The organism is Cupriavidus sp. SS-3 (assembly GCF_035818815.1).
GTDB classification, from domain to species: domain Bacteria; phylum Pseudomonadota; class Gammaproteobacteria; order Burkholderiales; family Burkholderiaceae; genus Cupriavidus; species Cupriavidus taiwanensis_C.
Window position 1 is genome coordinate 555,771 of the sequence record NZ_JAYLVT010000001.1, and the last position, 25,249, is coordinate 581,019.

Annotated in this window: 21 protein-coding genes; 8 read left to right on the plus strand and 13 right to left on the minus strand. The window is 68.6% G+C overall.

Annotated features, from left to right (window positions below; all coding sequences use genetic code 11):
* Window positions 1-187: 187 nt before the first annotated feature.
* Entirely contained in the window at window positions 188-640 is a 453-nt protein-coding gene (locus tag U9J39_RS02505; RefSeq protein WP_111516743.1) for an FKBP-type peptidyl-prolyl cis-trans isomerase, read from the plus strand.
* Here the strand turns inward: U9J39_RS02505 and U9J39_RS02510 are convergent.
* Window positions 556-1,440 (minus strand): MlaA family lipoprotein, encoded by an 885-nt coding sequence (locus tag U9J39_RS02510; protein WP_326346444.1) that lies wholly within the window; start codon window positions 1,438-1,440, stop codon window positions 556-558. The genes U9J39_RS02505 and U9J39_RS02510 overlap by 85 nt on opposite strands.
* A gap of 35 nt (window positions 1,441-1,475) precedes the next feature.
* Window positions 1,476-4,124: an MMPL family transporter gene (locus U9J39_RS02515; RefSeq protein ID WP_326346445.1), complete on the minus strand. Its 2,649-nt coding sequence runs from the start codon at window positions 4,122-4,124 to the stop codon at window positions 1,476-1,478.
* Between the two features lie 187 nt (window positions 4,125-4,311).
* Between U9J39_RS02515 and U9J39_RS02520 the strand changes: the two genes are divergently transcribed.
* On the plus strand, window positions 4,312-4,956 hold the full coding sequence (locus U9J39_RS02520) for an MlaC/ttg2D family ABC transporter substrate-binding protein (RefSeq protein ID WP_326346447.1): 645 nt from the start codon (window positions 4,312-4,314) through the stop codon (window positions 4,954-4,956).
* Window positions 4,957-4,978: 22 nt separating this feature from the next.
* On the opposite strand, the gene U9J39_RS02525 is transcribed toward U9J39_RS02520, so the two are convergent.
* The 6 genes from U9J39_RS02525 to ispH form a co-directional block, all read right to left on the minus strand.
* A complete protein-coding gene (locus U9J39_RS02525; protein WP_326346448.1) occupies window positions 4,979-5,986 on the minus strand; it encodes a lysylphosphatidylglycerol synthase domain-containing protein in 1,008 nt (335 codons plus the stop codon).
* A 9-nt stretch (window positions 5,987-5,995) separates the two neighbouring features.
* On the minus strand, window positions 5,996-6,811 hold the full coding sequence (gene hpnK / locus U9J39_RS02530) for a hopanoid biosynthesis-associated protein HpnK (RefSeq protein WP_116314743.1): 816 nt from the start codon (window positions 6,809-6,811) through the stop codon (window positions 5,996-5,998).
* Window positions 6,812-6,873: 62 nt separating this feature from the next.
* Window positions 6,874-8,298, minus strand: coding sequence for a hopanoid biosynthesis associated radical SAM protein HpnJ (gene hpnJ, locus U9J39_RS02535; protein WP_326346450.1), 1,425 nt, complete (start codon window positions 8,296-8,298; stop codon window positions 6,874-6,876).
* Entirely contained in the window at window positions 8,295-9,506 is a 1,212-nt protein-coding gene (gene hpnI / locus U9J39_RS02540; RefSeq protein WP_326346451.1) for a bacteriohopanetetrol glucosamine biosynthesis glycosyltransferase HpnI, read from the minus strand. The genes hpnJ and hpnI overlap by 4 nt, the downstream gene beginning before the upstream one ends.
* Before the next feature lie 10 nt (window positions 9,507-9,516).
* Window positions 9,517-10,689: an adenosyl-hopene transferase HpnH gene (gene hpnH / locus U9J39_RS02545; protein WP_326346452.1), complete on the minus strand. Its 1,173-nt coding sequence runs from the start codon at window positions 10,687-10,689 to the stop codon at window positions 9,517-9,519.
* A 20-nt stretch (window positions 10,690-10,709) separates the two neighbouring features.
* Window positions 10,710-11,717 carry a 4-hydroxy-3-methylbut-2-enyl diphosphate reductase gene (gene ispH, locus U9J39_RS02550; protein ID WP_115713888.1) on the minus strand — a complete coding sequence of 336 codons (1,008 nt, stop codon included), beginning with the start codon at window positions 11,715-11,717 and terminating at the stop codon, window positions 10,710-10,712.
* A 218-nt stretch (window positions 11,718-11,935) separates the two neighbouring features.
* On the opposite strand from ispH, the gene hpnA reads away from it, so the two are divergent.
* Window positions 11,936-12,943 carry a hopanoid-associated sugar epimerase gene (gene hpnA / locus U9J39_RS02555; RefSeq protein ID WP_326346453.1) on the plus strand — a complete coding sequence of 336 codons (1,008 nt, stop codon included), beginning with the start codon at window positions 11,936-11,938 and terminating at the stop codon, window positions 12,941-12,943.
* Window positions 12,944-12,952: 9 nt separating this feature from the next.
* Here hpnA and U9J39_RS02560 read toward each other — a convergent pair whose 3' ends face one another.
* The 3 genes from U9J39_RS02560 to U9J39_RS02570 all read right to left on the minus strand — a co-directional run bounded on the left by U9J39_RS02560 (window position 12,953) and on the right by U9J39_RS02570 (window position 16,635).
* Window positions 12,953-14,113, minus strand: a complete 1,161-nt coding sequence (locus U9J39_RS02560) for a glycosyltransferase (RefSeq protein WP_326346454.1) — start codon at window positions 14,111-14,113, stop codon at window positions 12,953-12,955.
* A 95-nt stretch (window positions 14,114-14,208) separates the two neighbouring features.
* Window positions 14,209-15,588: an amino acid permease gene (locus U9J39_RS02565; RefSeq protein WP_115713886.1), complete on the minus strand. Its 1,380-nt coding sequence runs from the start codon at window positions 15,586-15,588 to the stop codon at window positions 14,209-14,211.
* A 273-nt stretch (window positions 15,589-15,861) separates the two neighbouring features.
* On the minus strand, window positions 15,862-16,635 hold the full coding sequence (locus tag U9J39_RS02570) for an IclR family transcriptional regulator (RefSeq protein WP_115713885.1): 774 nt from the start codon (window positions 16,633-16,635) through the stop codon (window positions 15,862-15,864).
* A gap of 96 nt (window positions 16,636-16,731) precedes the next feature.
* Here U9J39_RS02570 and U9J39_RS02575 point away from each other — a divergent pair, with 96 nt between their 5' ends.
* From U9J39_RS02575 to U9J39_RS02595, 5 genes are all read left to right on the plus strand, one after another.
* Window positions 16,732-17,709: a Bug family tripartite tricarboxylate transporter substrate binding protein gene (locus U9J39_RS02575; RefSeq protein WP_115713884.1), complete on the plus strand. Its 978-nt coding sequence runs from the start codon at window positions 16,732-16,734 to the stop codon at window positions 17,707-17,709.
* A 41-nt stretch (window positions 17,710-17,750) separates the two neighbouring features.
* A complete protein-coding gene (locus U9J39_RS02580; RefSeq protein ID WP_115683607.1) occupies window positions 17,751-18,434 on the plus strand; it encodes an RraA family protein in 684 nt (227 codons plus the stop codon).
* On the plus strand, window positions 18,431-19,366 hold the full coding sequence (locus U9J39_RS02585) for a hydroxyacid dehydrogenase (protein WP_326346455.1): 936 nt from the start codon (window positions 18,431-18,433) through the stop codon (window positions 19,364-19,366). Before U9J39_RS02580 ends, U9J39_RS02585 begins: the two co-directional genes overlap by 4 nt.
* A gap of 85 nt (window positions 19,367-19,451) precedes the next feature.
* Window positions 19,452-20,423 carry a Bug family tripartite tricarboxylate transporter substrate binding protein gene (locus tag U9J39_RS02590; RefSeq protein WP_115713882.1) on the plus strand — a complete coding sequence of 324 codons (972 nt, stop codon included), beginning with the start codon at window positions 19,452-19,454 and terminating at the stop codon, window positions 20,421-20,423.
* Between the two features lie 17 nt (window positions 20,424-20,440).
* Window positions 20,441-21,364, plus strand: coding sequence for an SMP-30/gluconolactonase/LRE family protein (locus U9J39_RS02595; RefSeq protein WP_326346456.1), 924 nt, complete (start codon window positions 20,441-20,443; stop codon window positions 21,362-21,364).
* A 59-nt stretch (window positions 21,365-21,423) separates the two neighbouring features.
* Here U9J39_RS02595 and U9J39_RS02600 read toward each other — a convergent pair whose 3' ends face one another.
* Window positions 21,424-21,663 carry a hypothetical protein gene (locus U9J39_RS02600; RefSeq protein ID WP_116314005.1) on the minus strand — a complete coding sequence of 80 codons (240 nt, stop codon included), beginning with the start codon at window positions 21,661-21,663 and terminating at the stop codon, window positions 21,424-21,426.
* 128 nt (window positions 21,664-21,791) lie between these two features.
* Window positions 21,792-24,980, minus strand: a complete 3,189-nt coding sequence (locus U9J39_RS02605) for a hypothetical protein (protein WP_115713879.1) — start codon at window positions 24,978-24,980, stop codon at window positions 21,792-21,794.
* Window positions 24,981-25,249: the final 269 nt, after the last annotated feature.

Here is a 25,249-nt window from a genome sequence, read left to right on the forward strand (position 1 = left end):
GGCAGCGGGCTGTCACGAACCATCGTAGACGGCAAAACGGCCGGTGTAACGGACGCGGCGCGGTGCGGCGCACCATGCCCGCGGGCGGCGCGGCCGCGGAGCGCGATATGCCGCCGCCGCCATACCGGCGGCGCGGGTCGGTTAAACTGCCGCATCCCCAATCACGACCTCGAGAGCAGGCCCTTCCATGAAAACACTCGCGCTTTTCCTTGGCACCCTGACCCTTGCCGGCGCCGCCTGCGCTGCCGGGCCGGCCGCTTCGGCGCCTGCCGCCTCCGCCGCCCCTGCTGCCCCTGCCGCGGCGCCGCAGACGCTGGCGTCGGGCATGACCATCCAGCACCTGATCAAGGGCACCGGCGCCTCGCCCAAGGCCACCGACACGGTCCAGGTGCACTACCGCGGCACGCTTGCGGACGGCACCGAATTCGACAGCTCGTACAAGCGCGGCCAGCCGATCTCGTTTCCGCTCAATCGTGTAATCCCGTGCTGGACCGAAGGCGTGCAGGCCATGCAGGTGGGCGGGAAGGCGCGCCTGACCTGCCCGCCGGGCACCGCCTACGGCGCGCGCGGCGTGCCGGGCACGATCCCGCCGAACGCCACGCTGACCTTCGAGGTGGTGCTGCTGGGCATCGGTAGCTGAGCGCCTCGGCGCGGCGCCTGCGGCTGCGCGGGCGTCGGCGTCCCGGCGGGGGCCGGCGCTGGCGGCACCGGCTGCGCGCCGGCGTCCTCGTCATCCCCGTAGTCCGGCAACGCGGTGTTCTCACCGAGCAGGTAGCGCCGCCGCTGCAGGTAGGCGTCGCGCACGAAGGCGTACTTGTCCAGCGCCGCCAGCTTGAGCAGATCGGTCGCGCCGAGCAGGTTGGTGCGCACGTCGACCACGTTCATCCCGTACACCGAGTTGCGCACCGCCGGCTCGGCATAGGTGGTGGGATCGAACCAGAAATTCACATACAGGCCCGCGCCGTCGCGGAAAGAACTGGGGCCGAACAGCGGCAGCACCAGGTAGGGCCCTGACGGCACGCCCCACGTGCCCAGTGTCAGCCCGAAATCCTGCGAGTGCTTCGGCAGCCCCGCCGGCGTGGCGATATCGATCAGCCCACCCAGGCCCAGCACGGAATTCATCGCCACCCGCATAAAACTCTCCGCCGCCGCCACGCCCTTGCCTTGCAGCAGGTTGTTGGCAAAGTTGCCGATGTCCGCGAGGTTCGAATAGAAATTGCTGACCGCCGCGCGCACCGGCTCCGGCGTGACCGCCTTGTAGCCTTTGGCCACCGGCATCGCGACATACTGGTCGAGCTTGTCGTTGACGCTGAAGATGGCGCGGTTCATCGGCTCCAGCGGATCGTCCGGACTGGCTTGCGGGCCGGCGGCGCAGCCCGCGAGCACGGTCGCGGCGATGGCGGCTGTGGCGAGCGTCGGTAAGCGAAGCGGAACGGGCATCGAGACAACGAGGGTCGCGCGGGCGCAATGCGCGTTCAGGGCCGGGCCGGCTGGTCCGGTCCCTGATGGCCGCCTTCGTGGCCATCCGCGCGCGGACGGCCCATCAGGATCGGCTGGAAGAACACCGCGCCGACCAGCGTGCACGCCAGCGCCAGCGCCAGCAGCTTGCCCATGCTGGCGGTGCCGGGATGCCGCGACAGCCACAGGCTGCCGAAGGCGACCGCGGTGGTGGCGGCGCTGTACAGCACGGCGTGCGTCAGGCTGGACTGCAGCAGCTGGGTCTTGCCGTGCCGCCAGGCAATCACGTAGTAGATCTTGAAGGCGACGCCCACGCCCAGCAGCAGCGGCAGCGCGATCACGTTGGCGAAGTTCAGCGCAATGCCGAACACCACGCACAGTTCCAGCGTGACGATGGCCGACACCAGCAGCGGGATCAGCGTGCGCAGCACGTCGCCGAAGCGGCGCAGCGTGATCCACAGCAGGATGGTGATCGACAGCACCGCCCAGGCCCCTGCCTGCGCAAACGCGGTCATGATGGTATCGGCCGAGCCGCGGATCGAAATCGGCCCTCCGGTGGCGGCGGGCGCCACGCGCTGCACCGCGGCGATAAAGCGTGCCAGCGCGGCTTCGCGCTGTGCGCTGGCGGGCGGCGGCAGCTTCGGGCTGACGTTGACCAGCGCGCGCCCGTCCGGGGCGATCCAGTCGCGCACCAGCTCGGGTGGCAGCGTCTGCTGGCTGACCGCCTGCGGCGTCAGCGCCAGCTTCAGTTTTGCCAGTGCCAGCTGCAGCGGCAGGGCGACGGCACGCTCGGCGCGGTCGCGCATGGGCGCATCGGCGCTGGCCAGCTTTTTCAGCGTGGCGGAAAGGTGCGCCGCTTCGGCAGCGCCGGGACCGGGATGTTCGTCGGCGGCGATGGCCAGTTGCCGCGCGGCATTGCGCAGCGCATTGACGCGTGCGCCGTCGGTGGCGGGCGCCGCGGGGGCCTGGGTCAGTGCCGGCATCAGCGCGGCCGAGGCCGCTGCGATGGCCTGCAGCTTGGGCGGCTGGTTGTCGGGTATAAAGCTCTGCAGCGTGACCGCGCGCGCCACTTCGGGCAGCGCCGCGAGCTGGCCCGCCAGCGCGTGCGCGGCCGGCAGCGATGGCGCCAGCACGCTGACATCGTCGGTGCCGGCCTGCGGCGCGTCCTGCAGCGACAGCAGCGTGGCCATCGATTCGGACTGCGGGTCCTTCAGGTGCAGCGGGTCGAAGTCGAAGCGCAGGTGCGGCAGCAGCGGTGCGCCCGCGAGGATGGCGAGCAGCGTCACCAGCAGCACCGGCTTGCGGTAGCGGTCGAAGAAGCGGTCCGCCGGCGCCAGCCAGGCAAAGCCCGGCGACGCGGATTCGCCGCCGGGCCTGAGCACCGCGATCAGCGCGGGCAGCAGTGTGAAGGTGGTGGCGAAGGCCACCACCATGCCGACTCCGGCGATCAGGCCCAGTTCGGCCACGCCGCGGTAGTCGGTGGGCAGGAAGCAGAAGAACGCCGCCGCCGTGGCCGCGGCGGCCAGCGCCAGCGGCGCGCCGACGGCGCGCGCGGCCAGGCCCAGCGCATCGACGATATGGTCGCGGCCATGGCGCTCGGCGCGGTAGCGCACGCCGAACTGGATGCCGAAGTCCACGCCCAGGCCGACGAACAGCACCGCGAACGCCACCGAGATCATGTTCAGCGCGCCCACCATCGCCAGCCCCAGCGCGGCGGTGATCAGCAGCCCGGCGAACAGGCTCGCCAGCACCGCCACGATCAGCCGCGCCGAACGCAGCGCCAGCCACAGGATCAGCACTACTGCCAGCACCGTCAGCACGCCGTTGAGCACGGCACCGTCGCTGACCGAGGCGAATTCATCGTCGGCCAGCGCCTGCGGGCCGGTCAGGCGCACCGAGGCCTGGTAGCGCTGTGCCAGCTGCAGTTCGTCCGCGGCGTGGCGGATCGCGCGCGCCGCCGCGGCGCCGGCTTTGAGGTCGCTGTAGTCGAGGACCGGGCTGAGCGCGACATAGCGGTAGACCTGGCCGTCGGGGCCGGGCTTGAGGCTGTCATCGAGCAGCCCCGCCCACGACAGCGCGGCGGGCTTGCCGGCCAGCACCTGGTCCAGCGTGCGCGCGCTGCTGCCCATCAGCCCGGCCATGTCGCCCAGCTTGACCTGCCCCATCTGCAGCGGCAGCGCCAGCGTGGTGGCGAGCACATCGGACAGGCCGCGCAGCGTCGGGTCGTGTGCCAGGGCGTTGAGCAGCGGGCGCGCCTGCGTCAGTTGCTGCGTCAGCTGGTTGACTTCATCGGTGCCGGCGAACAGCAGCCCGTTGCGCGCGAAGAAGGCGCCGCCGCCGGGCTGGCTGACCGCGTTGAAACGCGCCGGCTGCCGGCGCAAGGCATCGGCCAGCGCATCGGCGGCGGCATCGGCCAGCTCCGCGGCCGGCGCCTGCACCACCGCCAGGATCATCTGGCCGCGTTGCGGAAACGCTTTGGCGATGGCTTCGTCGCGCTGGGCCCAGGGCGCGTCGGAATCCAGCAGGCGGCCGATGTCGGTGTTGATGGCAAAGTTGCGGGCCACGTAGACGCCGCTGGCAGCCGTCAGCAGTGCCGCCAGCAGGATGACGCGCCACGGCCAGGCGGTGGCAAGCCGGACGATGCGTGTCAGCAGCGAGGTCAGCATGGACGGATCCGGAAGGAGCACGAACCGCGAGTATATCGGCTGGCGCCGTGCCGCATGCGCCATGCGGCACGGCGCGGCCGCGATGCGGGCCGATCCGCTATACACTGTCAGCCGGTGCCGGCCGGGGCGTCGTATGGCGCGGCGCCACCGCCGCACCGACTTCCGTCATTTCCCCGCTCTTGCATCCATGACGATTCACCGTTTGCTTTCCGTGGCGCCGCTTGCGGCGATGGCCATGGCATCCGTCGTGCACGCCCAGGCAGTCCAGCCCGGCGACCTGCGCGCCAGCCCCGAGCGGCTGGTGCAGGCGGCGGTGGAGGGCGTGATCGGCACCATCCAGTCGGAGCCGCAGACCCGCGCCGGCGATCTCGGCAAGATCACCGCGGTCGTGCAGCAGCAATTCCTGCCCTACACCGATTTCCAGCGCACCACGCGGCTGGCGCTGGGCAGCGCCTGGCGCACGGCCACGCCGGAGCAGCAGCAACAGCTGTACGAGCAGTTCCAGACCCTGCTGGTGCGCAGCTATGCGGTCTCGCTGGCGCAACTGCGCGAGCAGAACGTCAGGTTCCGCTACCAGCCGGCCAAAGCCGCCAGCGGCGCCACCGACGTGGTGGTGCAGACGCGCGTGATCAACAATGCCGACGAGATGCAGATCGACTACCGCCTGCAGCGCACCGCGACCGGCTGGAAGATCTATGACATCAACATGATGGGGGCGTGGCTGATCGAGGTGTACCGCAAGCAGTTTGCCGATATCGTCGCGCGCAACGGGGTCGACGGGCTGGTGAAGCACCTGACCACGCACAACGCGCGCCAGGCGTCGGAGACCTGAGCGGGCGCCCGCCGCGGCCGCGCTAGGGGTGCCCGCGCCCGGGCGCGGCCCGTGCGCGCCGCCAGCGGCGCAGTTCCACCCATTGCCATGACAGCAGCGCCGGCACCCCGAACAGGATCTCGCGCGCGCGCTTGACCAGCGCCACCGCCAGCGCCACCTCCGCGCTCATCCCCAGCACCTGGCCCAGCAGCATCACCGCCGCTTCCTGCACGCCCAGCCCGGCCGGCACGAAGAAGGCCACGTGGCGCGCGGCCTGCGTCAGCGACTCGATCGCCAGCGCCTGCCAGAGCGGCACCGGATGTCCCAGCAGCCATAGCGCCAGCCAGATCTCCAGCGTGCCGCTGACCAGTCCGGCCAGTTGCCAGCACAAGGCCTTTGCCAGTTCGCGGTGGCGCCGGTTGAGCGCGCGGATATGCGCGTCCAGGCGCGCCCCGTCGATCAGCGCGACGATGCGGTGGTCGGCGCCGAACAGCCGGCGCGCCGCGCCTTCCAGTTTCTCGAACAAGGCGGCGTGGCGCAGCGACAGCGCGAACAGCACCGGCACCGGCAGCGACAGCAGCAAGCCGGCCAGGATGATCCACGCACTGGCGCTCTGCCGCAGCGCGGCCACCAGCATCAGCACGCCGATGGCCGCGAACAGGTACTGCGAGAACATCGTCAGCATCACTTCGACCACCACGCTGGCGGTCACGGCTGTGGTATCGCGGATGCGCAGACGCGTCAGGCGGATGCCGACCAGTTCGCCGCCCACGCCCACGGTGGGCAGCAGGCGGCCCACCGCCTCGCGCACCGCGGCGACCCACCACAGGAAGCCGACGCCGGCTCGTTCGTCGGGATCGGCGGAGGTCAGCAGCACGCGCCAGCCCTGCGCGTCGAGCAGCAGCGGCAGCGCGTGCAGCGGCACCAGCAACAGCAGCGGCCAGCCGCCCCGGGCCATCACGGCGGCGATATCGCCGGCGCCCTGGTGGATCACCAGCGCGGTCAGCGCCAGCAGCCCGAGCAGTCCGGTCAGGTAGGCCAGGCGTTTCATCGGCAATCGTCAGCGCAACGTCCTGCCGCCAAGCACATCGGCAAAGCCGCCGCGCCGGTGGGCAGCCTGCTCCAGCGCCGCGCGCACGCGCGGCGACAGCAGCGCGGCCAGCTCGTCGGCATGGCGGTAGCCGTGCATCGACGGGGCGATGGCGGCGCCGGACACCACCGCCGGATGCAGGTAGATCTCGCCCACGCCGGCGGGCAGTTGCGCCAGCGCCTGCAGCAGCGCGGCCTCGTCCATCTGGCCGCTGCGCGCGATGCCGACCACGTAGTCATTGTGCGCAATGCCGGCGCGGTCCAGCCGGCGGCGCAGCAACGCCAGCCACGGGCGCAGCAGCCAGGGCGCGCCCGCCTCGCGCGGCAGCCGCATCGCGCGCAGCCCGTAGTCGCGTCCGATCGACAGGATCAGCGACAGCACGGTCGGATGCAGGTGGAAGTGCTTGTGCGCATTGACGTGGTCCAGCGCCAGGCCGGTGGCGGCAAAGGCCTCGAACTGCGCGCGGATCTCCGCGGCAAGCTGGCGGCGCACCGCGGGCAGGAAGAAGAAGCGGCACCCGTCCAGCGCCATGGCCGAGCCGAAGCGGCCGTGCGCATCGGCCAGCGCCGGGATGCGCGCGCGCGGCAGCGTGGCCGGGCCATCGGCCAGCACCACGTGCAGGCCCACGCGCAACGCCGGCAGCCGGCGCGCGCGCGCCACCGCATCCGCCACCGCGGGCGCGCCCACCATCAGGCTGGCGGCGTTGAGCACGCCGTCGCGATGGGCCAGCTCGACCGCTTCGTTGATGGCCGGGTGCAGCCCGAAGTCGTCGGCGGTGACGATCAGCGCGCGATGTGCGGCAGCGGGTGCCGCACCGGTTGCCGCACCGGAAAGGGCCCGGGCCAGGATCAGGCCTCGTGCGAGCGCAGGAAGCGGAAGAACTCCACGCCTTCGCGCAGGCGCCGCTTCATCATGTCCCAGCTGCCGAGCATCTCGCGCACGATTTCCCAGATCTTGCCGGGGCGGAAGTAGAAGCGCTTGTAGAAGGTCTCGACGCCGTGGTAGATGTCCTCCTTCGACAAGTGCGGGTAGCTGATCGCCGCCAGCTGCACGCCCTGGTCGTTGACCAGGTTGATGACCTTGTTCTCCTCGAGCCAGCCGTTCTCCACCGCCTGGCGGTACAGCGTGGTGCCGGGGTAGGGCGCGGCCAGCGAGACCTGGATGGTGTGCGGGTTGATTTCCTTGGCGTACTCGATGGTCTTCTCGATGGTCTCGCGGGTTTCGCCAGGCAGGCCCAGGATGAAGGTGCCGTGGATCTGGATGCCGAGCTTGCGGCAATCTTCGGTGAAGCGGCGCGCGATGTCGGTGCGCAGGCCCTTCTTGATGTTCAGCAGGATCTGGTCGTCGCCGGACTCATAGCCCACCAGCAGCAGGCGCAGCCCGTTTTCCTTCATGACCTTGAGCGTGCTGTACGGCACGTTGGCCTTGGCGTTGCACGACCACGTCACGCCCAGCTGGCCCAGCCCGCGCGCGATTTCTTCCACGCGCGGCTTGAAGTCGGTGAAGGTGTCGTCGTCGAACATGATCTCCCTGACCTCGGGCATGTTCTCCTTGATCCATTTCACCTCGGCGATCACGCTTGCGGCCGAGCGCGTGCGGTAGCGATGCCCGCCCACGGTCTGCGGCCACAGGCAGAAGGTGCAGCGCGAACGGCAGCCGCGGCCGGTGTAGATCGACACGTAAGGATGCTTCAGATAGCCGATGAAGTAGTTCTCGATCTTGAGGTCGCGCTGGTAGACCGGCGCCACGAACGGCAGCGCGTCCATGTCCTCGATCATCGGCCGCTGGCCGTTGTGTTCGAGCGAGCCGTCCGGCAGGCGATAGGACAGCCCGAGAATTTCCTTGAGCGGTTTGCCCGCGGCCACGTCCTGGCAGGTGTAGTCGAATTCCTCGCGGCAGACGAAGTCGATGGCGTCGCTCGCGCCCAGCGTGCCGCCGGGATCGACCGCGGGCTTGGCGCCGACCATGCCGATCATCACGCCGGGATGGCGCTGCTTGAGCGCCTCGGCGAATTTTGCGTCGGTGGGGAACGACGGCGTGCTGGTGTGGATGATCACCAGTTCATAGTCCGCGGCGATCTCCAGCGTCTGCTGCGCGGTCAGGCCGTCGGCCGGGGCATCGAGCACGCGGCTGCCGGGCACCAGTGCGGCCGGCTGTGCCAGCCACGTGGGATACCAGAACGACTTGATCTCTCGCTTGGCCTGGTAGCGCGAACCGGCGCCGCCATCGAAGCCGTCGAAGGACGGGGCCTGCAGAAAAAGGGTTTTTTTCATAACGGCCTCTTGGTATGGATGCCGGCGAAAGGTTGGGTGTCAGGGACGGGCTTCGTCGGTTTTCGCCCCTCTCCCGCTTGCGGGAGAGGGGCGGGGGAGAGGGCCGGCGCTCGCCCGGAGCGCTGCCTGTCGTGGACCGACAGCACCTGCTCCCCCCACCACACCCGCTTGCCAGCCAACGCCAGCGCCCAGCAGGCCAGCAACAAGCCATCGCGCAACGGCGCCCGCAGTGCCCCCGCGACGCCACCCGCCAGCATGCTGCGCGCCATCACGCCGACGGCCGCCGCGGCGATCACCAGCGGCAGCGGCGCCAGCCACACGCCCAACGCCAGCATCGGCCAGGTGAACGTGACGAAGCTGAACCCATAGCCCGCCGGGTTCAGCGAGGCGATCGTGCGCATCCAGCGCAACTCATGCCGCCACAGCAGCGTAAAGCTGTCTTCGGTGATATCGGTCGACACCATCACCTCCGACAGCACCGTGCGCAAGCCCAGTCGCCGCGTCAGCTCGCCCAGCCAGAAATCGTCCGCCAGCCGGTCGCGCAAGGCCTCGAAACCGCCGATCGCCGCCAGCGCATCGCGGCGCAGCGCGATGGTCGCGCCGAAGGCAAAGCGCCGCGAGCCGCCCGCGTGGGCGATGCGCACCGCCGGCACGAACCAGTCGTCGATGAACTGCGCGCCCAGGCGCGACCAGAAGCCGCCGATGGCATGGCCACGGTACAGGCAGGTGACCACGCCGACGCCGGCATCCGCCAGCGGCGCCGTCACGCGGGCCAGGTAGTCCGGCGCCACCGCGACGTCGCTGTCGGCGATGACCAGCGCATCGTGCCGGGCCGCGCCGGACAGGTTGATCAGGTTGCTGACCTTGAGGTTGCTGCCGTGCACCCGCGGATCGATCACCAGTGCGATGTCGCAGTCCGGGAAGTCGCGCCGCAGCCGCTCCACCACCGCGATCGCGGGATCGTCCGCGGCACGTACGCCGAACACCAGCTGGAAGCACGGATGTCGCTGCCGGCAGAAGCTGGCCAGGTTGGCGTAGAGACGGGGTTCGGCGCCGCACAGCGGCTTGAGCACGCTGACCGGTGTGGCGGCCATGGCGCCGCGTGGCGCAGGCTTGCGTCGCGACAGCCAGGCCGCGGCCAGTGCATAGCCAGCCGCCACGCAGACCAGCGCTGCGCCGGGCAGGATGCTGGCAAGTCCGGCGGCCATGGCAATGGCTTCAGTGCGTGGCGGCGCTGGCAGGCGCCTCGGCCGGCCGCGGCTGCTGCGCGGGCGGCCGGGCGCGCTGGATTTCCTCGAGCTTGATCTCGACGTGGCGCGAGAACACGTATTCGGCCGGCCGCTGCCGGTCCAGCGCAATGTCCGGCGCCATCGGGCCGCTGGTGCGCACGCCGCGCAGGCTGACGCCGAGCGCCTTGAGCGGATGGGCAAAGGTGTCGGCCACGGCGGTGGCTTCATAGCCGCTGTGCACCATGCAGTCGGCGCATTTCTCGTAGTTGCCGGTGCCGTAGGCGTCCCAGTCGGTCTCTTCCATCAGTTCGCGGAAGGTCGCGGCATAGCCTTCGCCCACCAGGTAGCACGGCCGCTGCCAGCCAAATACCGTGCGCGCCGGGTTGCCCCACGGGGTGCAGTGGTAGGTCTGGTTGCCGGCGAGGAAGTCCAGGAACAGCGTCGACTGGCTGAACGCCCAGTTCTTGCCCGCGCGGCCGCGGCCGAGGATGTCGCGGAACAGCTGGCGGGTCTTGCCGCGGTTCAGGAAGTGCTGCTGGTCCGGCGCGCGCTCATAGGCATAGCCCGGCGACACGGTGATGCCATCGACGCCCAGCGCCTTGACCGAATCGAAGAACCTGGCCACGCGCTCGGGCTGCGCGTCGTTGAACAGCGTGCAATTGATATTGACGCGGAAGCCGCGCGCCTTGGCCGCGCGGATCGCCTCGACGCAGCGGTCGTACACGCCTTCCTGGCACACCGAGCGGTCGTGCATCTCGCGGTCGCCGTCCAGGTGCACCGACCAGATGAAATACGGGCTGGGCTGGTACTGGTCCAGCTTCTTTTCCATCAGCAGCGCATTGGTGCACAGGTAGACGAACTTGCGCCGCCGGATGATGCCTTGCACGATCCGCGGCATGTCCTTGTGCAGCAGCGGCTCGCCGCCGGCGATGGACACCACCGGGGCGCCGCACTCGTCCACTGCCTCGAGGCATTGCTGCACCGACAGGCGCTGGTTCAGGATGGGATCGGGGTAGTCGATCTTGCCGCAGCCCGAGCACGCCAGGTTGCAGCGGAACAGCGGTTCGAGCATCAGCGCGAGCGGATAGCGTTTCTGCCGCGACAGGTGCTTGCCGACGATATAGGCGCCCACGCGGGCAACCTGCAGGAGCGGAATGGCCACGACAGCTTCCTCTGGTTGGTTCAGCCTGCAATGTTCTCGTTGGCGGCATCGCTGCAGTCGGGCGCGGTGTCCGTGCCGGCCTCCGCCGATGCCGCCGGTGGCTTCACGTCGGCCAGTTCGGCCGGCAGCCGGAACTCGGCATGCTCTTCGCGCCCGGCCATGGTGGTGACCTCCACCGGGCCCAGCCGGCGCAGCGCCGCAATCACGTCTTCGACCATGGCCTCGGGGGCCGAGGCGCCCGCGGTGATGCCGACCACGTTGGCGTCGCGCACCCAGGCCGGGTCCAGCTCGCTGCCTTCGGCGATCAGGTAGCTGGGCACGCCGCTTTCGGTGCCGATCTCGCGCAGGCGGTTGGAGTTGGAACTGTTGGTCGCGCCGATCACCAGGATCACGTCGGCCAGCTTGCACAGGTCGCGCACCGCGCTCTGGCGGTTCTGCGTGGCGTAGCAGATGTCGCGCGTGTCGGGACCGACCAGGTTGCTGAAGCGCCGTCCGAGCGCGGCGATGATGTTGCGGGTGTCGTCCACGCTCAGCGTGGTCTGGGTGACGTAGGCGACCGGGGTCTGGTCGGGCAGGTCTAGCTTGGCGACGTCGGCCTCGTTCTGCACCAGGATCACCTTGCCGGGGATCTGGCCCATGGTGCCTTCGACCTCGGGGTGGCCGGCATGGCCGATCAGGATCACGGTGCGGCCGCTGGCGGCGTACTGGCGGCCCTGGGTGTGGACCTTGATTACCAGCGGACAGGTGGCGTCAATGGCATGCAGCTGGCGCTGGCGGGCATCGGCGACGACTTCGCGCGAGACCCCGTGCGCGCTGAAGATGGTGACCGCGCCGGCCGGCACTTCGTCCAGTTCCTCGACGAAACGCGCGCCCTTGTCCTTCAGTCCCTGGACGACGTGCTTGTTATGCACGATCTCATGCCGCACGAACACCGGCGCACCGTGCTTGACGAGGGCGCGGTCGACGATCTCGATCGCGCGCACCACGCCGGCACAGAAGCCCCGGGGCTGAGCAAGAATCACCTGCATGGAGTAGGCCCCCGACCCTTTTGCTACGGGTTTCAGTGTTTGGGATCGCGCAACGGAAAACGATGCCGGTATCGAGCCAGACCCACCGGAGATCCGCCGCGGATCACATTTTCCTCGCACGGTGGTTACTATATACCCGACACGCCGGCTTTGTCTGGCGCCGCCATGGCCGGCGCCGGGCCGGCCATGGCGACGCCGCCTTACGGGGAAACGGGCTGATGACCAAAAACGATGACGTGCTGGTGACAGGTGCAGCGGGTTTCCTGGGCTCGGCGGTGGCGCGCCAGGCGCTGGCGCGCGGCTGGCGCGTGCGCGTGCTGGTGCGCCCGCAGAGCCCCCGCACCAACCTCGCGGGGCTGCCGGTGAACGTGGCACAGGGCGACATGCGCGATGCCGCCGCGGTGGCCGCGGCGCTGCAGGGCGTGCGCTACCTGTTCCATGTCGCCGCCGACTACCGGCTGTGGGCGCGCGACCCGGAAGACATCGTGCGCACCAATGTCGACGGCACGCTGGCGGTGATGGAGGCCGCGCAGCGGGCCGGGGTCGAGCGCGTGGTCTATACCAGCAGCGTGGCGACGCTGCGCGTCGCCGGCGCCCAGGCACCGGTGGACGAGACCGCGGCGATGCGCCCGCATGAAGCCATTGGCGCCTACAAGCGCAGCAAGGTCCTGGCCGAGCGCGTGGTCGAGCAACGTATCGCCGAACACGGCCTGCCCGCGGTCATCGTCAACCCGTCCACCCCCATCGGCCCGCGCGACGTGCGGCCCACGCCGACCGGCCGCATCATCGTCGAGGCCGCCACCGGCAAGATCCCGGCCTTTGTCGATACCGGGCTGAACCTGGCCCACGTCGACGACGTGGCCCACGGGCATTTGCTGGCGCTGGAGCGCGGCCGCACCGGCGAGCGCTACATCCTGGGCGGGCAGGACGTGATGCTGCAGCAGATGCTGCGCGATATCGCCCAGCTGTGCGGCCGGCGCCCCCCGACCCTGCAGCTGCCGCGCTGGCCGCTGTATCCGCTGGCCTACGGCGCGGAAGCGGCGGCGCGGCTGACCGGCAAGGAGCCCTTCCTGACTGTCGATGGACTCAATATGTCCCGCTACCGGATGTTCTTTACCTCGGACAAGGCGCGCAAGGAACTGGGGTATCAGCCGCGCCCGTACCAGGAGGGGCTGCGCGATGCGCTGGCGTGGTTCCGCGCGCACGGATACCTGGGCCATCCCTGAGCCGCCGGCTCAGGGGCGCAACGGGGCCTGGCTGCGGCCCTTCCACTGGCCGCCGCGCCGCAGCCGGTAGCGCCGCGCCGAGTCGAGCGTCGCGCCCAGGTAGAACAGCGCCGTCACCGGCAGCAGCGGTGCCAGCCACCACGGCTGCCGGTACTCGCGCAGCATCGGCAGGTAGGCCAGCGCCATCGCGGCCCAGGCCAGCCATGCCGGCCATACCCGCCAGCCCAGCGCCAGCACCGGCGGCACCAAATAGGTCAGCACCATGCCGGCGAGCGCGCCCGCCAGCCACAGCGGCGAATGGCGCAGCTGCGTGTAGGCGCTGCGCGCGATCATGTCCCACAGGCTGCGCCAGTCGTCATAGGGGCGCAGCGATACGCTGTCGTCGGCCAGGTCGAGCCGGATGGCGCCGCCGGGCTTGATGCGCGCGGCCAGGCTGCAGTCGTCGATCAGCTCGCCACGGATCGCGGCAAAGCCGCCGATGCGCGCCAGCGCCGCACGGCGCGCCAGCATGCAGCCGCCGGCCGCGGCGGCAACGCGGCTGCGCGGATCGCGCACGCGGGCAAAGGGGTAGAGCTTGGCGAAGAAGAAGACAAAGGCCGGCACCACCAGCCGTTCCCACGCCGAGACGCAGCGCAGCCGCACCATCAGCGAGACCAGGTCGCGCCGCTCCGCCTCGGCGCGCGCCACCAGGCCGGCCAGCACGCCCGGGCCGTGGCGGATGTCGGCATCGGTCAGCCAGACATAGCGTGCCTGCGGCGCGATGCGGTCGGCGGCGGCCAGGCCCTCGGACTGCGCCCAGACCTTGCCGCTCCAGCCGGCCGGCAATTCGCGCGCGCCGATGACGGTGAGCGAGTGGGGCCGCGCGGTGACGGCCGCGGCGGCGCGGGCAATATCGGCGGTGCCGTCCGCGCTGTGGTCGTCCACCACCACCAGCGCCAGCGGGCCCGGGTAGCGCTGGCCCAGCACTGCCGCCACCGCGCTGCCGATGACCTCGGCCTCGTCGCGCGCGGGGATGATGGCGACTACCCGCGGCCAATGCGCCGGCGCCGGCGCGGCCGGTGGCTTGCGCACGCGCCAGAAGCCGGCGCGCCCGAACAGCAGTAGGCCCCAGATCGCCAGCGACAGCAGCGACAGCGCCATGGCGGCGCCGGGCACGGTGGTCTCGGACATGCGGCCCCCTGCGGTGGCATGGTTCGGGGGCCATTTTAGGCGATGGCCAGCCGGCGGGCGCGGGCCCGTCGGTGGGGCGCGGACCCGCCGTTGGCTCAGGCGCGGTAGCTCACCGGACCGCGCGAGCGCATGTCGAGCGCGTAGTAGCAGATCGTCAGCAGCACCAGCCAGCCCGGCCCCACGTACAGCGCCACGCGCGTATCGGGGAAGTAGGCCATCAGCGCCACCACCAGCGCCAGGAAGGCCAGCGCGATATACGAGCCATACGGCCAGAACGGCATGCGGAACGCCAGTGCCTTGCGCGCGGCCGGCGCGAGCGAGCGCCGGAACTGGATCTGCGTGACCAGGATGATGGCCCAGGTCCAGACCGCGCCGAAGGTGGAGATCGCGGTCACCCAGACGAAGACCTTCTCCGGCACCAGGTAGTTGAGCAGCACGCCGGCCAGCAGCGCGGCGATCGACACCAGCAGCGCGCGGCGCGGCACGCCGTTGCGGTCCACCTTGGCGAAGGCCGCCGGCGCCTGGCCCTGCAGCGACAGGTTGTACAGCATGCGCCCGGTGCTGAAGATGCCGCCGTTGCACGACGACAGCGCCGCGGTCAGCACCACGAAGTTGATGATGCCGGCGGCGGTCTTGATGCCCAGGCGCTCGAAGGTCAGCACGAACGGGCTGCCCTGCGCGCCGATCTCGTTCCACGGGTACAGCGCCAGGATCACGAACAGCGCGCCGACGTAGAAGATCAGGATGCGCCAGAACACCGAGTTGATCGCATCGGGGATCGACTTCTTCGGGTTGCGCGCCTCGCCGGCGGTCAGGCCGATCATCTCGACGCCGAGGTAGGCGAACATCACCATCTGCAGCGACATCAGCACGCCCGAGGCGCCGTTCGGCATGAAGCCGCCGTGCGCCCACAGGTTGGAGATGCCGGTGGCGACGCCGCCATTGCCGAAGCCGAACACGATCATCGCGCCGCCGCCGATCAGCATCAGCACGATGGTGACGATCTTGATCATGGCGAACCAGAACTCGAACTCGCCATAGGCCTTGACCGCCATCAGGTTGACCGAGCCCATCGCCGCCAGCGCCGCCAGCGCCCAGATCCAGCGCGGCACGTCGGGGAACCACATGCCCATGTAGATGGCCACGGCGGTGATCTCGGCCACGCAGGTCACCAGCCACAGGAACCAGTAGTTCCAGCCGGTCAGGTAGCCCGCCAGCGGCCCCATGTGGTCCTGCGCGTAGCGGCAGAACGAGCCGGCCACCGGGTTGTGCACGGCCATCTCGCCCAGCGCGCGCATGATCAGGAAGATCACCGCGCCGCCGATCAGGTAGGCCAGCATGATTGCCGGGCCCGCCATCTTGATGGCATTGCCGGCGCCCAGGAACAGGCCCACGCCGATGGCCGATCCCAGCGCCATCAGCCGGATATGGCGTTCGCCCAGGCCGCGTTGCAGATGTTCTGCGCTTGCACTCATTGTTCGTTGTCTCCGTGTGATCTGAATGGCCGCGCCAGCCCTTGTGGGGCTGGCGGGGGCAGAGAACTTTTGCGTCTGCGGCGCACGCAAACGGAAAAGAGCCGGCAGGTTAATCAGATAACGGGGATATTTGTTGCTGAATTCGTGCTGAAATGCAGGAAAAGTTGCTGGCGCCGCGGGATGCCGGCGGCCCCGCGCAATGACATGGCATGGGCCGCGGAAGGCGCGCAGGGGGGTGGCACGGTGGCCGGCCGGGAATGCGGGACGGGCCAGTCAGGGATGCCAGGTTGCCGGCTGCCTGTCGCCTGGCAGCGCGGGCCGCTGACTGCCCGCCATCGCATAGGAAAGCTTGTTCGCGGCGTCGACCACGGTCTGCGCCAGCTCCAGCAGCCGCGCTTCGCCAAGCCGGGAAGTCGGCCCGGAAATGCACATCGACCCCAGCAGGCGCCAGTGCAATCCGAACACCGGCGCCGACACGCTGGAGACCTCGGGCTCGCGTTCGCCGAGCGACAGGTGGAAGCCGCGGCGCCGGATCATCTCGTAAAGCTCCCCTGGTTCGCCAGAAAAAGCCAGGATCACCCGCCCCGGCGAGCCGCTGTCCAGCGGCAGCGCCGCGCCGATCCTGACGTGATGGCGAATGGCCTGGGGGCCTTCGACACGGACCAGGCAGGTTCGCTGCTGGCCCTCGCGCACGTAGAACGAAGCGCTTTCACCGGTCTTGATGGTCAGTTCGCGCAGCACCGGCTCGACCACTTCCTGCACGTTGAAGGTGGCCTGGTAGCACGCGCCCAGCCAGCCGGCGGCGCGGCCGAGACGCCAGTTGCCGTCCTCCTTCTGCACCAGGTAGTTGTCCGCCGCCAGCGTGCGCGCCAGGCGCAGCACCGTGGTCTTGTGGATGCCGGTGCGCCGGCTCAGTTCGGCCAGCGACAGCTGCGGGTCGTTGACGCCGAAGGCTTCCAGCACGCGCAACGCGCGCGTCACGGCGATCACGGCGCCGGAACCCTCATCGGCGGATGGGGAGTTGTGTGAATCACTTTTGAGGTTCATGGCACGAAACGCGGTGCACAGTGTGAAACGGCATTGTATGCCGTGAAACGATGCACCACAATCCGAAGCACAACGAAACCAGATTCGGAGACATCCATGCAGTCCACATCCCGCCGCGTCCTCCTGGCCCTTGCCAGCCTGCTGATGGCATCCGCCAGCGTCCATGCCGCGTCGCCATATCCCGCCAAGCCCATCCGCGTGATCGTGCCATTCCCGGCCGGCGGCGGCACCGACATCATCGCGCGCGAGGTGACCAATACCGTGGCGAAGTCGACCGGCTGGGTCTTTGTCGTGGAAAACAAGCCGGGCTCCGGCGGCAACCTTGGCGTCGACGCGGCGGCCAAGGCGCCGGCCGATGGCTACACCATCGCCATGGGGCAGACCAGCAACCTGGCCATCAACGCCTCGCTGTACGAACACCTGCCGTATGACCCGCTGAAGGACCTGGCGCCGGTCAGCCTGGTCGCCTCCGCGCCGCTGGTGCTGGTGACGCACGTCAACTCGCCCTACAAGACCATGAAGGACGTGATCCAGGCCGCCCGGGCCAAGCCCGCATCGCTGAACTTTGCCTCGCCGGGCAACGGCACCGTTGCCCACCTGGGTGGCGAGCAGCTGCAAAGCACCGCGAAAGTCAAATTCACCCACGTCCCGTACAAGGGCGCGGCACAGGCTGTCAACGACCTGATGGGCGGACAGGTGGACCTGTACATGGCGTCCGTGCCGACGCTGCTCGGCCACATCAAGAACAACAAGCTGCGGCCGCTGGCCGTGACGTCAGCGAAGCGCCTGCCCGACCTGCCCCAGGTTCCAACCGTGGCCGAGTCCGGCTATCCCGGCTTCGAGACGGCGACCTGGTTCGGCTTCGTCGCGCCGGCCGCGACCCCGAAGGACATCGTCGTGCGGCTCAATGCGGAATTCAACAAGGCGCTGCAGTCCCAGGCGCTGGCCAGGAAGCTGAACGAACAAGGCGCCTCGGTGCTGGTCGGCACGCCCGAAGCGTTCGCCACGCTGATCAGGCAGGACATCGGCCGCTGGGCCGCGGTCATCAAGGCCTCCGGCACCAAGCTGGACTGATCGACTTCGACCCTATCCCTCTCATCTTGCTGGAGTTTTCCATGAGCTTGCCCAACATCATCAAATCGTTCGAGCGCGTGCCCGCCGCCGTGGTCGAGCGTGCCGCGCGCTTCCAGCCGGCGATCCTGTCGGATGTCGGCGGACGCCGCGGCGCCCTGCATGGCCGCATCCGCGCCCTGCGTCCGACCATGAAGGTCGCCGGCCCCGCCTTCACCGTGGAAGTCCGTCCCGGCGACAACCTCATGATCCACGCCGCGCTGGCGCTGGCGCAGCCCGGCGATGTGCTGGTGGTGGACGGCAAGGGCGACCAGACCTCCGCGCTGATGGGAACGATCATGATGCATGCCGCAAGGCAGCGGGGGATCGCCGGGGTCGTGATCGATGGCGCCGTGCGTGACAGCCTCGAGCTGGAGGACATGCAGTTCCCGGTTTTCTCGGTGGGCACCAATCCCAATGGCCCGACCAAGGAAGTCGGCGGCCGCATCGGCCACCCGATTTCCGTCGGCGGCGTCACGGTGAACCCGGGCGACTATATCTGCGGCGATGCCGATGGACTGGTCGTGGTGGAGCGCGGCAAGATCGAGGCGCTGCTCGATGCCGCGGCGAAGAAGGAAGAGGCCGAAGCCATGCGCATCGCGCAGATCAAGGAGGGCAATACCACCGCGCCGTGGCTGCTGGCATCGCTGGTCACGGCCGGCGTCCTGAAGCAGGGAGAAGCCCTGTGACCAGCAAGGACGTCATTATCGTCACGGGTGCGGACCTGGCACCGGAAGCGCTCGCGCTGCTTGGTGACTACCAGATCGTGTTCGCGGGCAAGAAGCCGCAGACCGACGAGCTGGTTGCGCTGGCGCGGCAGCACAACCCGGTCGGCATCATCGTGCGCTATGGCAACGTGACGGCCGAAGTCATGGATGCGGCGCCGGCCCTGAAGGTGATCTCGAAGCACGGCAGCGGCATCGACGTGATCGACCAGAAGGCCGCGGCCGCGCGCGGCATCGCCGTGAAGGCCGCGGTCGGCGCCAATGCCGCCGCGGTGGCCGAACATGCCTGGGCGCTGATCCTCGCCTGTGCCAAGGCGGTGCCGCAGCTGAACGCGCGCATGCGCGCGGGCCACTGGGACAAGTCGATCCACAAGACCATCGAACTCAATGGCCGCACCCTGGGCATCGTCGGCCTGGGCGAGATCGGCCGCCGCGTCGCGGTGACCGGGGTGGCCATGGGCATGCGCGTGATCGCCTTCGATCCCTATGCGAAGACACCACCCGCCGGCGTCGCGCTGGTCAGCGAGCTGCCGCAGCTCTACCAGGCAGCGGACGTGGTGTCGCTGCACTGTCCGCTGACCGACGAAAACCGCGGCATGCTCAACCGCGAGACGCTGGCCCTGTTCAAGCACGGCGCCATCCTGGTCAACACCGCCCGCGGTGGCCTGGTCGACGAGCCGGCGCTGGCCGAGGCGCTCGACGGCAAGCTCTACGCGGCGGGCCTCGACAGCTTCGCCGTCGAGCCGATGGCCGTGCCGCATCCGTTCCAGAACCTCCCGAACGTCATCCTGTCGCCGCATATCGGCGGCGTCAGCGATGCCGCATACGTGAACATGGGCGTGGGCGCCGCGAACAACGTGCTTGCCGTGCTGCAGGGCTCTGCCGCGGCGGTCTAGGCGAGGCTTCGACGCTTCACCGGTCAAAACAATACAGGCATGGCGGCCGGCGGGCAGTCGGACCGGCCGCTGCCAGGAGACAACGATGATTCATCGCAAATTTGGTCTGTTTGCAGTGCTCGCCGCGATCGCCACCGCCAGTGCGGCGCCGGCGTTGGCGGCCTACCCCGACAAGCCCGTGCGCATTGTCGTGCCGAATCCCCCGGGCGGCGCCGTCGACGTGGTGACCCGCAAGGTGGCGCAGAAGCTCACCGAGCAGACCGGCCAGAGTTTCGTGGTCGAGAACAAGCCGGGCGCTTCCGGCACCATCGGCACCACGCTGGTCGTCAAGGCGCCGGCCGACGGCTATACGCTGCTGGCCAATGACAACTCCTACACCACGCTGCCCTACGTCTTCAAGAAACTGAACTGGGACCACCAGACCGCGCTGGTGCCGATCGCCCCGTTCGCGTTCTCGCCGGTGGTGGTCGGGGTCAAGGCCGATTCGCGCTTCAAGGACCTGGAGTCGCTGATCCGATACGCCAAGGCGCATCCGGGCGAGGTGACATTCGGGAGCGGCGGTCCGGGCAGCTCGCCCCATTTTTCTGCGGAAGCCTTTCAGCAGGCCGCCGGCATCAGGCTGATGCACGTTCCGTACAAGGGTGCCGGCGAAGCCATGGTCGGCCTGCTGGGCGGCAGCGTCGACTTGCTGGTGGTGTCCACGCCGACCGCGCTGGCGCCGGTCAAGGGCAACCAGATGCGCCTGCTTGCCATCAGCGGCAAGCGCCGGCTCGATGTGTTCCCGGAAGTGCCGACCTTCGCGGAAGCCGGGCTGCCGACATTCAACCTGTTCAACTGGTCAGGCCTGGCGGCACCGAAGGGAACGCCCTTGGAAGTGATCGCCCGGCTGCAGGCAGAGGTGCAGAAGGCCCTGCAGTCGCCTGACATGAAGCAGTTCCTGGCGCAAATGGGCTCGCAACCGGGCAGCCTGGACAGCAGCGCGTTTGCACAGCTGATCCAGCGCGAAACCGAGCAATGGGCGGCCGTTGCGCAGAAGGCCAATATCGAAAAGCAGTAATCGCACTGGCATCCACGATGATCCTTCTTCAGCAACCCACCGTGCGCGATGCCACGGTGCTTACCCGCCTGCCGCAATCGTTCCGGCGGCAGGATCGGGACAACGCGTGGTCGCTGGCCAATCGCGGCGGCGCGGTCACGGAGTCATTCCTGGAAGGCCCGGTCTGGTCGGAAGGCCACCTGTGGGTGACCGACATTCCCTATGGCCGCGTGTTCCGCATATCGCTGCAGGGCAGCTGGGAACTGGTGGCCGAGTACGACGGCGAGCCGAACGGCATGAAGCGCCTGGCCAGCGGCGACTTCCTGATCACCGACTACCGCAACGGGCTGATGCGGCTGGACCCGGAGACCGGTGCCGTGACGCCGTTCCTTGAGCGCAGGAATTCAGAGCGCTTCCGCGGTGTCAACGACCTGACCTTCGATTCGGCGGGCAACCTGTACTTCACGGACCAGGGCCAGACCGGCATGCACGATCCCACCGGCCGCGTCTACCGCCTGTCGCCCGCGGGCAAGCTCGATGTGCTGCTGAACAATGCGCCGAGCCCGAATGGCCTGGTGCTGTCGCCCGACGAGAAGGTGCTGTATGTCGCCATGACGCGGGGCAACTGCGTGTGGCGCGTGCCGCTGCAGGCCGACGGCTCCGTCAGCAAGGTGGGCCGGTTCTTCACGTCATACGGACCGAGCGGTCCGGACGGGCTGGCCATGCGTGCCGACGGGTTCCTGCTGGTGGCCAATCCGGGGCTTGGCTATGTCTGGGTGCTGAACCATCGCGCCGAGCCGGTCGAAGTCATCCGCACGCCGGTCGGCGCGTCGTTGACCAACCTGTGCTTCGGCGGCGCTGACGGCAAGACGCTGCTGATGACGGAATCCACCACGGGGACGATTCTGAGTGCGGAGGTGCCCGAAGGCGGTGCGCCGGTGCATGGCGGGGTTGTGGCCTGACGATTGCCATGGGTGCCCGGCGCATCGTCGGGAAGCGGGCGCCTCAGGGCCTCAGGATCTCAGGGGTCCGTTTGACCGTGTGCCTTGACCGGCGGCGCACCGATATCGATCTGCAGGCTGGGGAAGGCTTCGGCCGCCGCGGCGACAGCTTCCTGCCTGGTGGAGAAAGTCTCTGTCAGCGAGACGACGAAGCCATCCGTCAGCATCCGGACGTGCCATCCGCCGTCGTCTTCGCGCATGACCAGTACGAAAGGGGGCTGCGCGGGAGCGGCATCGGGCATGATGAAGCGGACATTCATACGATAAGGCGAGCGGGCGCATACGGTCGCGGGACGCATGGGGACCAGTGCGCGGCAATCCGACTGGAAAAAAGGGCTGGCCCGCGGCCAGCCCTTTCCCACTGCAAGCTACAACTACCGGGTAACGATCAGACCCAGACCAGGTCCGACGTCGACAGGCTGCCCAGCTGGTTCGCCGCGCCCAGCAGCGCGACTTCGTGCTCGGCCTGTACGAAGGCCTGGGCGCCGTTGTTCAGCGTGAAGTCGAGCGGGTTGAACGCCTCGCCTTCGGTGTTGAACAGCAGTTGCAGGTCGGTGCCGCTGGCGTTGTAGTTGAACGAGCCGTCTTCGTTGTACGTGCCCACGCGGATCACGACGTTGACCGGATCCAGGCCGTCGCCGATGTAGAAGGCGAATGCCGGCAGGCCGTTGCCGCCCGGGGCGTTCGTCACGTACATGGCGTAGTCGCCCTGGGCCAGCGGGTTCGACACGTCGACCAGGATGGTGTCCTCGGCCACCTTGAAGTCGGTGATGACGTCCTGCTTGGCCGCCGCGCCCGGGTTCGTCGACTTGCCAGCCTCGGCCAGGTGGTTCTGGTCGAAGTTGAAGTAGAACGAATCCGCGCCCGCGCCGCCGGTCAGTACGTCGGCGTGGAGGCCGCCGGCGATGAAGTCATCGCCTGCGCCGCCGTCGAGCGTGTCGTTGCCTTCGCCGCCGAACAGCTCGTCGTCGCCCGCTTCGCCGTTGATCACGTCGGCACCGCCGTTACCAAACAGCGTGTCGTCGCCGGCGCCACCGTTGAGCGTATCGGCGCTGTTCGAGGCGTAGACCACATCACGCTGGCCCGAGCCGATGAAGGTGAACGCTGCCGCGTCGGACGGATCTTCCATCACGATCGTCACGCCGCTGCCCTTGAGGGCCGATGCGTCGATGGTGGCGAAGTTGTTGTCCTCGAACGCGAAGCCGGTGACCTCGCCGGAACCCGACAGGATCAGCTTGCTGTCGGCGCCGGCCTGCTCGTCCAGGTCCAGGCGCACCAGGCTGGAGTAGCCGACCGGGATGTCGAGGCCGGCATAGCCTTGACCATTCGCCCACACCGTACCGCTGGCGTCGCCGTTCACCGAAGCGCCGGCAGCCACGTCGACCTTCATCAGGTTGACGGATGCAGCCTGCAGCCATTCGCCGCCTTCGAAGCCGCCGAGCAGGTGCATATGGCCCGAAGCCGCGGCAGCAATGTCGATGCTGGTGATGGTGGCGCGCTTGTCAGCGCCGGCGGCATCGATGCCCCACGAGGTGAACTCGGTGCTGATGCCGGTGCTGAGCTTCACGGTTTCGAGGTCGCCGGCGGCACGGGCATCACCCACGCGGCCGATCTCGATGTCGCTGTCGGTGGCGCCTTCCACGACCAGGTGCTGCAGGTTGGTCGCTTCATCCATCAGGCTTTCGAACTGGTTGCCCAGCGACAGGTCGCCCAGGCCGGTCGACTTGATGTTCAGGCGCTGCACGGTGTCGCCATCAAGGATGACGCTGTCCGTGAAGTTGTTGCCATCGATGGTGAGGTTGCCAGCGGAGTTGTTGGTGATCGACAGGTCGGTGGTGTAGCGGCCCGAGAACGAGTCGTCCACCTGCAGGCCGCGGGAAATCACCACGCTCTCGCTGCCGTTGTGGCTCAGCGCCACCTTGTCGGCGTTGATGACGCGGATGCCCGACGGATTGCCGGCGTTGCCGATTGCGCTGGTGGTGCCTTCGATGTTGATATCGAGCGTGGTCAGCGCCTGGCCGTCGTAATCCACTTCGACGCCCTGCGCCAGGTTGCCCTGGATGTTCAGGGTCTTCAGCGTGCTGTCGAAGTTGTTGAAGTCGGCACGGCCGGTCGAGGCCTTCAGGTTGATCGTGGCCAGGTCGTTGATGTTGGTGCCGTCCAGGTGGACCGCGTTCAGGAACGTGGCGTCCAGCGTCTCGACGCGGCTCATGGTCGGCGCGCGGTTGGCTTCGGCGACCGTGGCGTTGGCATCGAACACGGCGACGACCTTGTCGGCGCCGGCACCGCCGTCGATCACGTCACCCGTGCGCAGCGAGTCGCCGACGTTCAGCACGTCGTTGCCCGAGCCCAGCTTGACGTTGACCTGCTGGTCCGATTCCGAGATGTTCAGGTTCAGGTTGGCCAGTGCGCCCGAGGCGTCGATGGTGGTCAGGGTCGAGTCCAGCGCGCCCTTGATGCCGAAGTTCAGGCCGGCCTGGCCGCCCTTGATGTTCAGCGTCTTGGTACCGTCGCCGATCAGGTCGGTCAGGTTCGACTCGAAGCCAGCCTTGTCATCGTTGATGGTCAGGTTGATGGTCTCGACGTCGAAGCCGGCATCGGTGTTGATCTCGACCGTCGCGTTGACTTCCTTGACCGAGACGTTGGCTTCCTTGCCCTGGATCTGCTGGCCGTCGAAGTTCAGCGTGATCTTGTCTTCGGCCTGGATCGCGTCGACGAGGTCATACTGCGTGGCGGCGCCCTGCAGGTCTTCCAGGCTCACGTCGCCCTTGACCTTCTCGACCACGACCTGCTGGATGTCGGTCCAGTTCTTGGTGGTGACGGCGACATCGCCGGTCGGCTGGATGGTGACCTTGCTGGCGCCGGCGATGGTGGTGCCGGAGTAGAGATCCTGCTTGGCAGCCAGGCTCAGCACGACCTTGCCCGGGCCGGTGATGGAGTCGCCCTGGGTCAGGGTCTCGGTGCCGCCGGTCACGGTATCGGCGGCGCCCAGCGTGATGGTGTCGATGGCGGTGGTCAGCACCTTGCTGCCCGGTTGCGGTGCCGGGCCGGCGACGATCTTGTCGATCGCGGCTTGCGGGTTGCCACCCTCGCCAGCCTGGTCGACCGGCTTGAGCCAGTCACGCGCCTGCTGTGCGGCCCAGTCGCCGCTGTACTTCAGGATTTCGGTGGTGGTGTTGAGGGCCGCGGTGAAGCCTTCGGCCGCGGCCAGCTTGGCATCGATGGCGACCTTGTCGCTGCCTTGCGCGCCGTTGACGATGTCCAGCGCGATGCTGGCCAGGGTGGCCTTGGGCGGGTTTGCCGCGAGCAGGCCGGTATAGAAGGCGAGGCCGGCCGGTTCGGCGTCACGGCCGAACATCTGCTGGTAAATCGCGTTGATCTTCTCGCCGTGGGTCTGGCCGCCATACAGCGCAGTCGACTCGGCCGAATTGCCGAAGGCATCGATGATCGCGTTCAGATTGCCACCGACACCGTCCAGCTTGGTGGCCCAGAACTCCAGGCCCGTCGGATCGGCCGGGCGGCCGTAGTAGGCGACGTAGACCTTCTGTACCTGATCGTAGTAGGCAGATGCTGCCATAGTGTTCTCCTGGGAATAAAAACAAGCGATCTGGACTTCGGCCTGCCATCCCGCGGCGCGGGCCAGTACGAAATCCGGATCTCGCTTCCGTTGCAGCCTGCAAGGTCAACGACATTGGCAGTGCAGGCTGCGACACGCTGCAAAACGCGTCGGGGGCAGTATCCGGAAATGCGCACGTCGAATCAGTGACTGGGGCCACAAAAACGCGCAAAGGCAGAGGCCATGCATCGGTGCGCCGAAACGCTTGCGGTGGAGAACGACGCCAACGC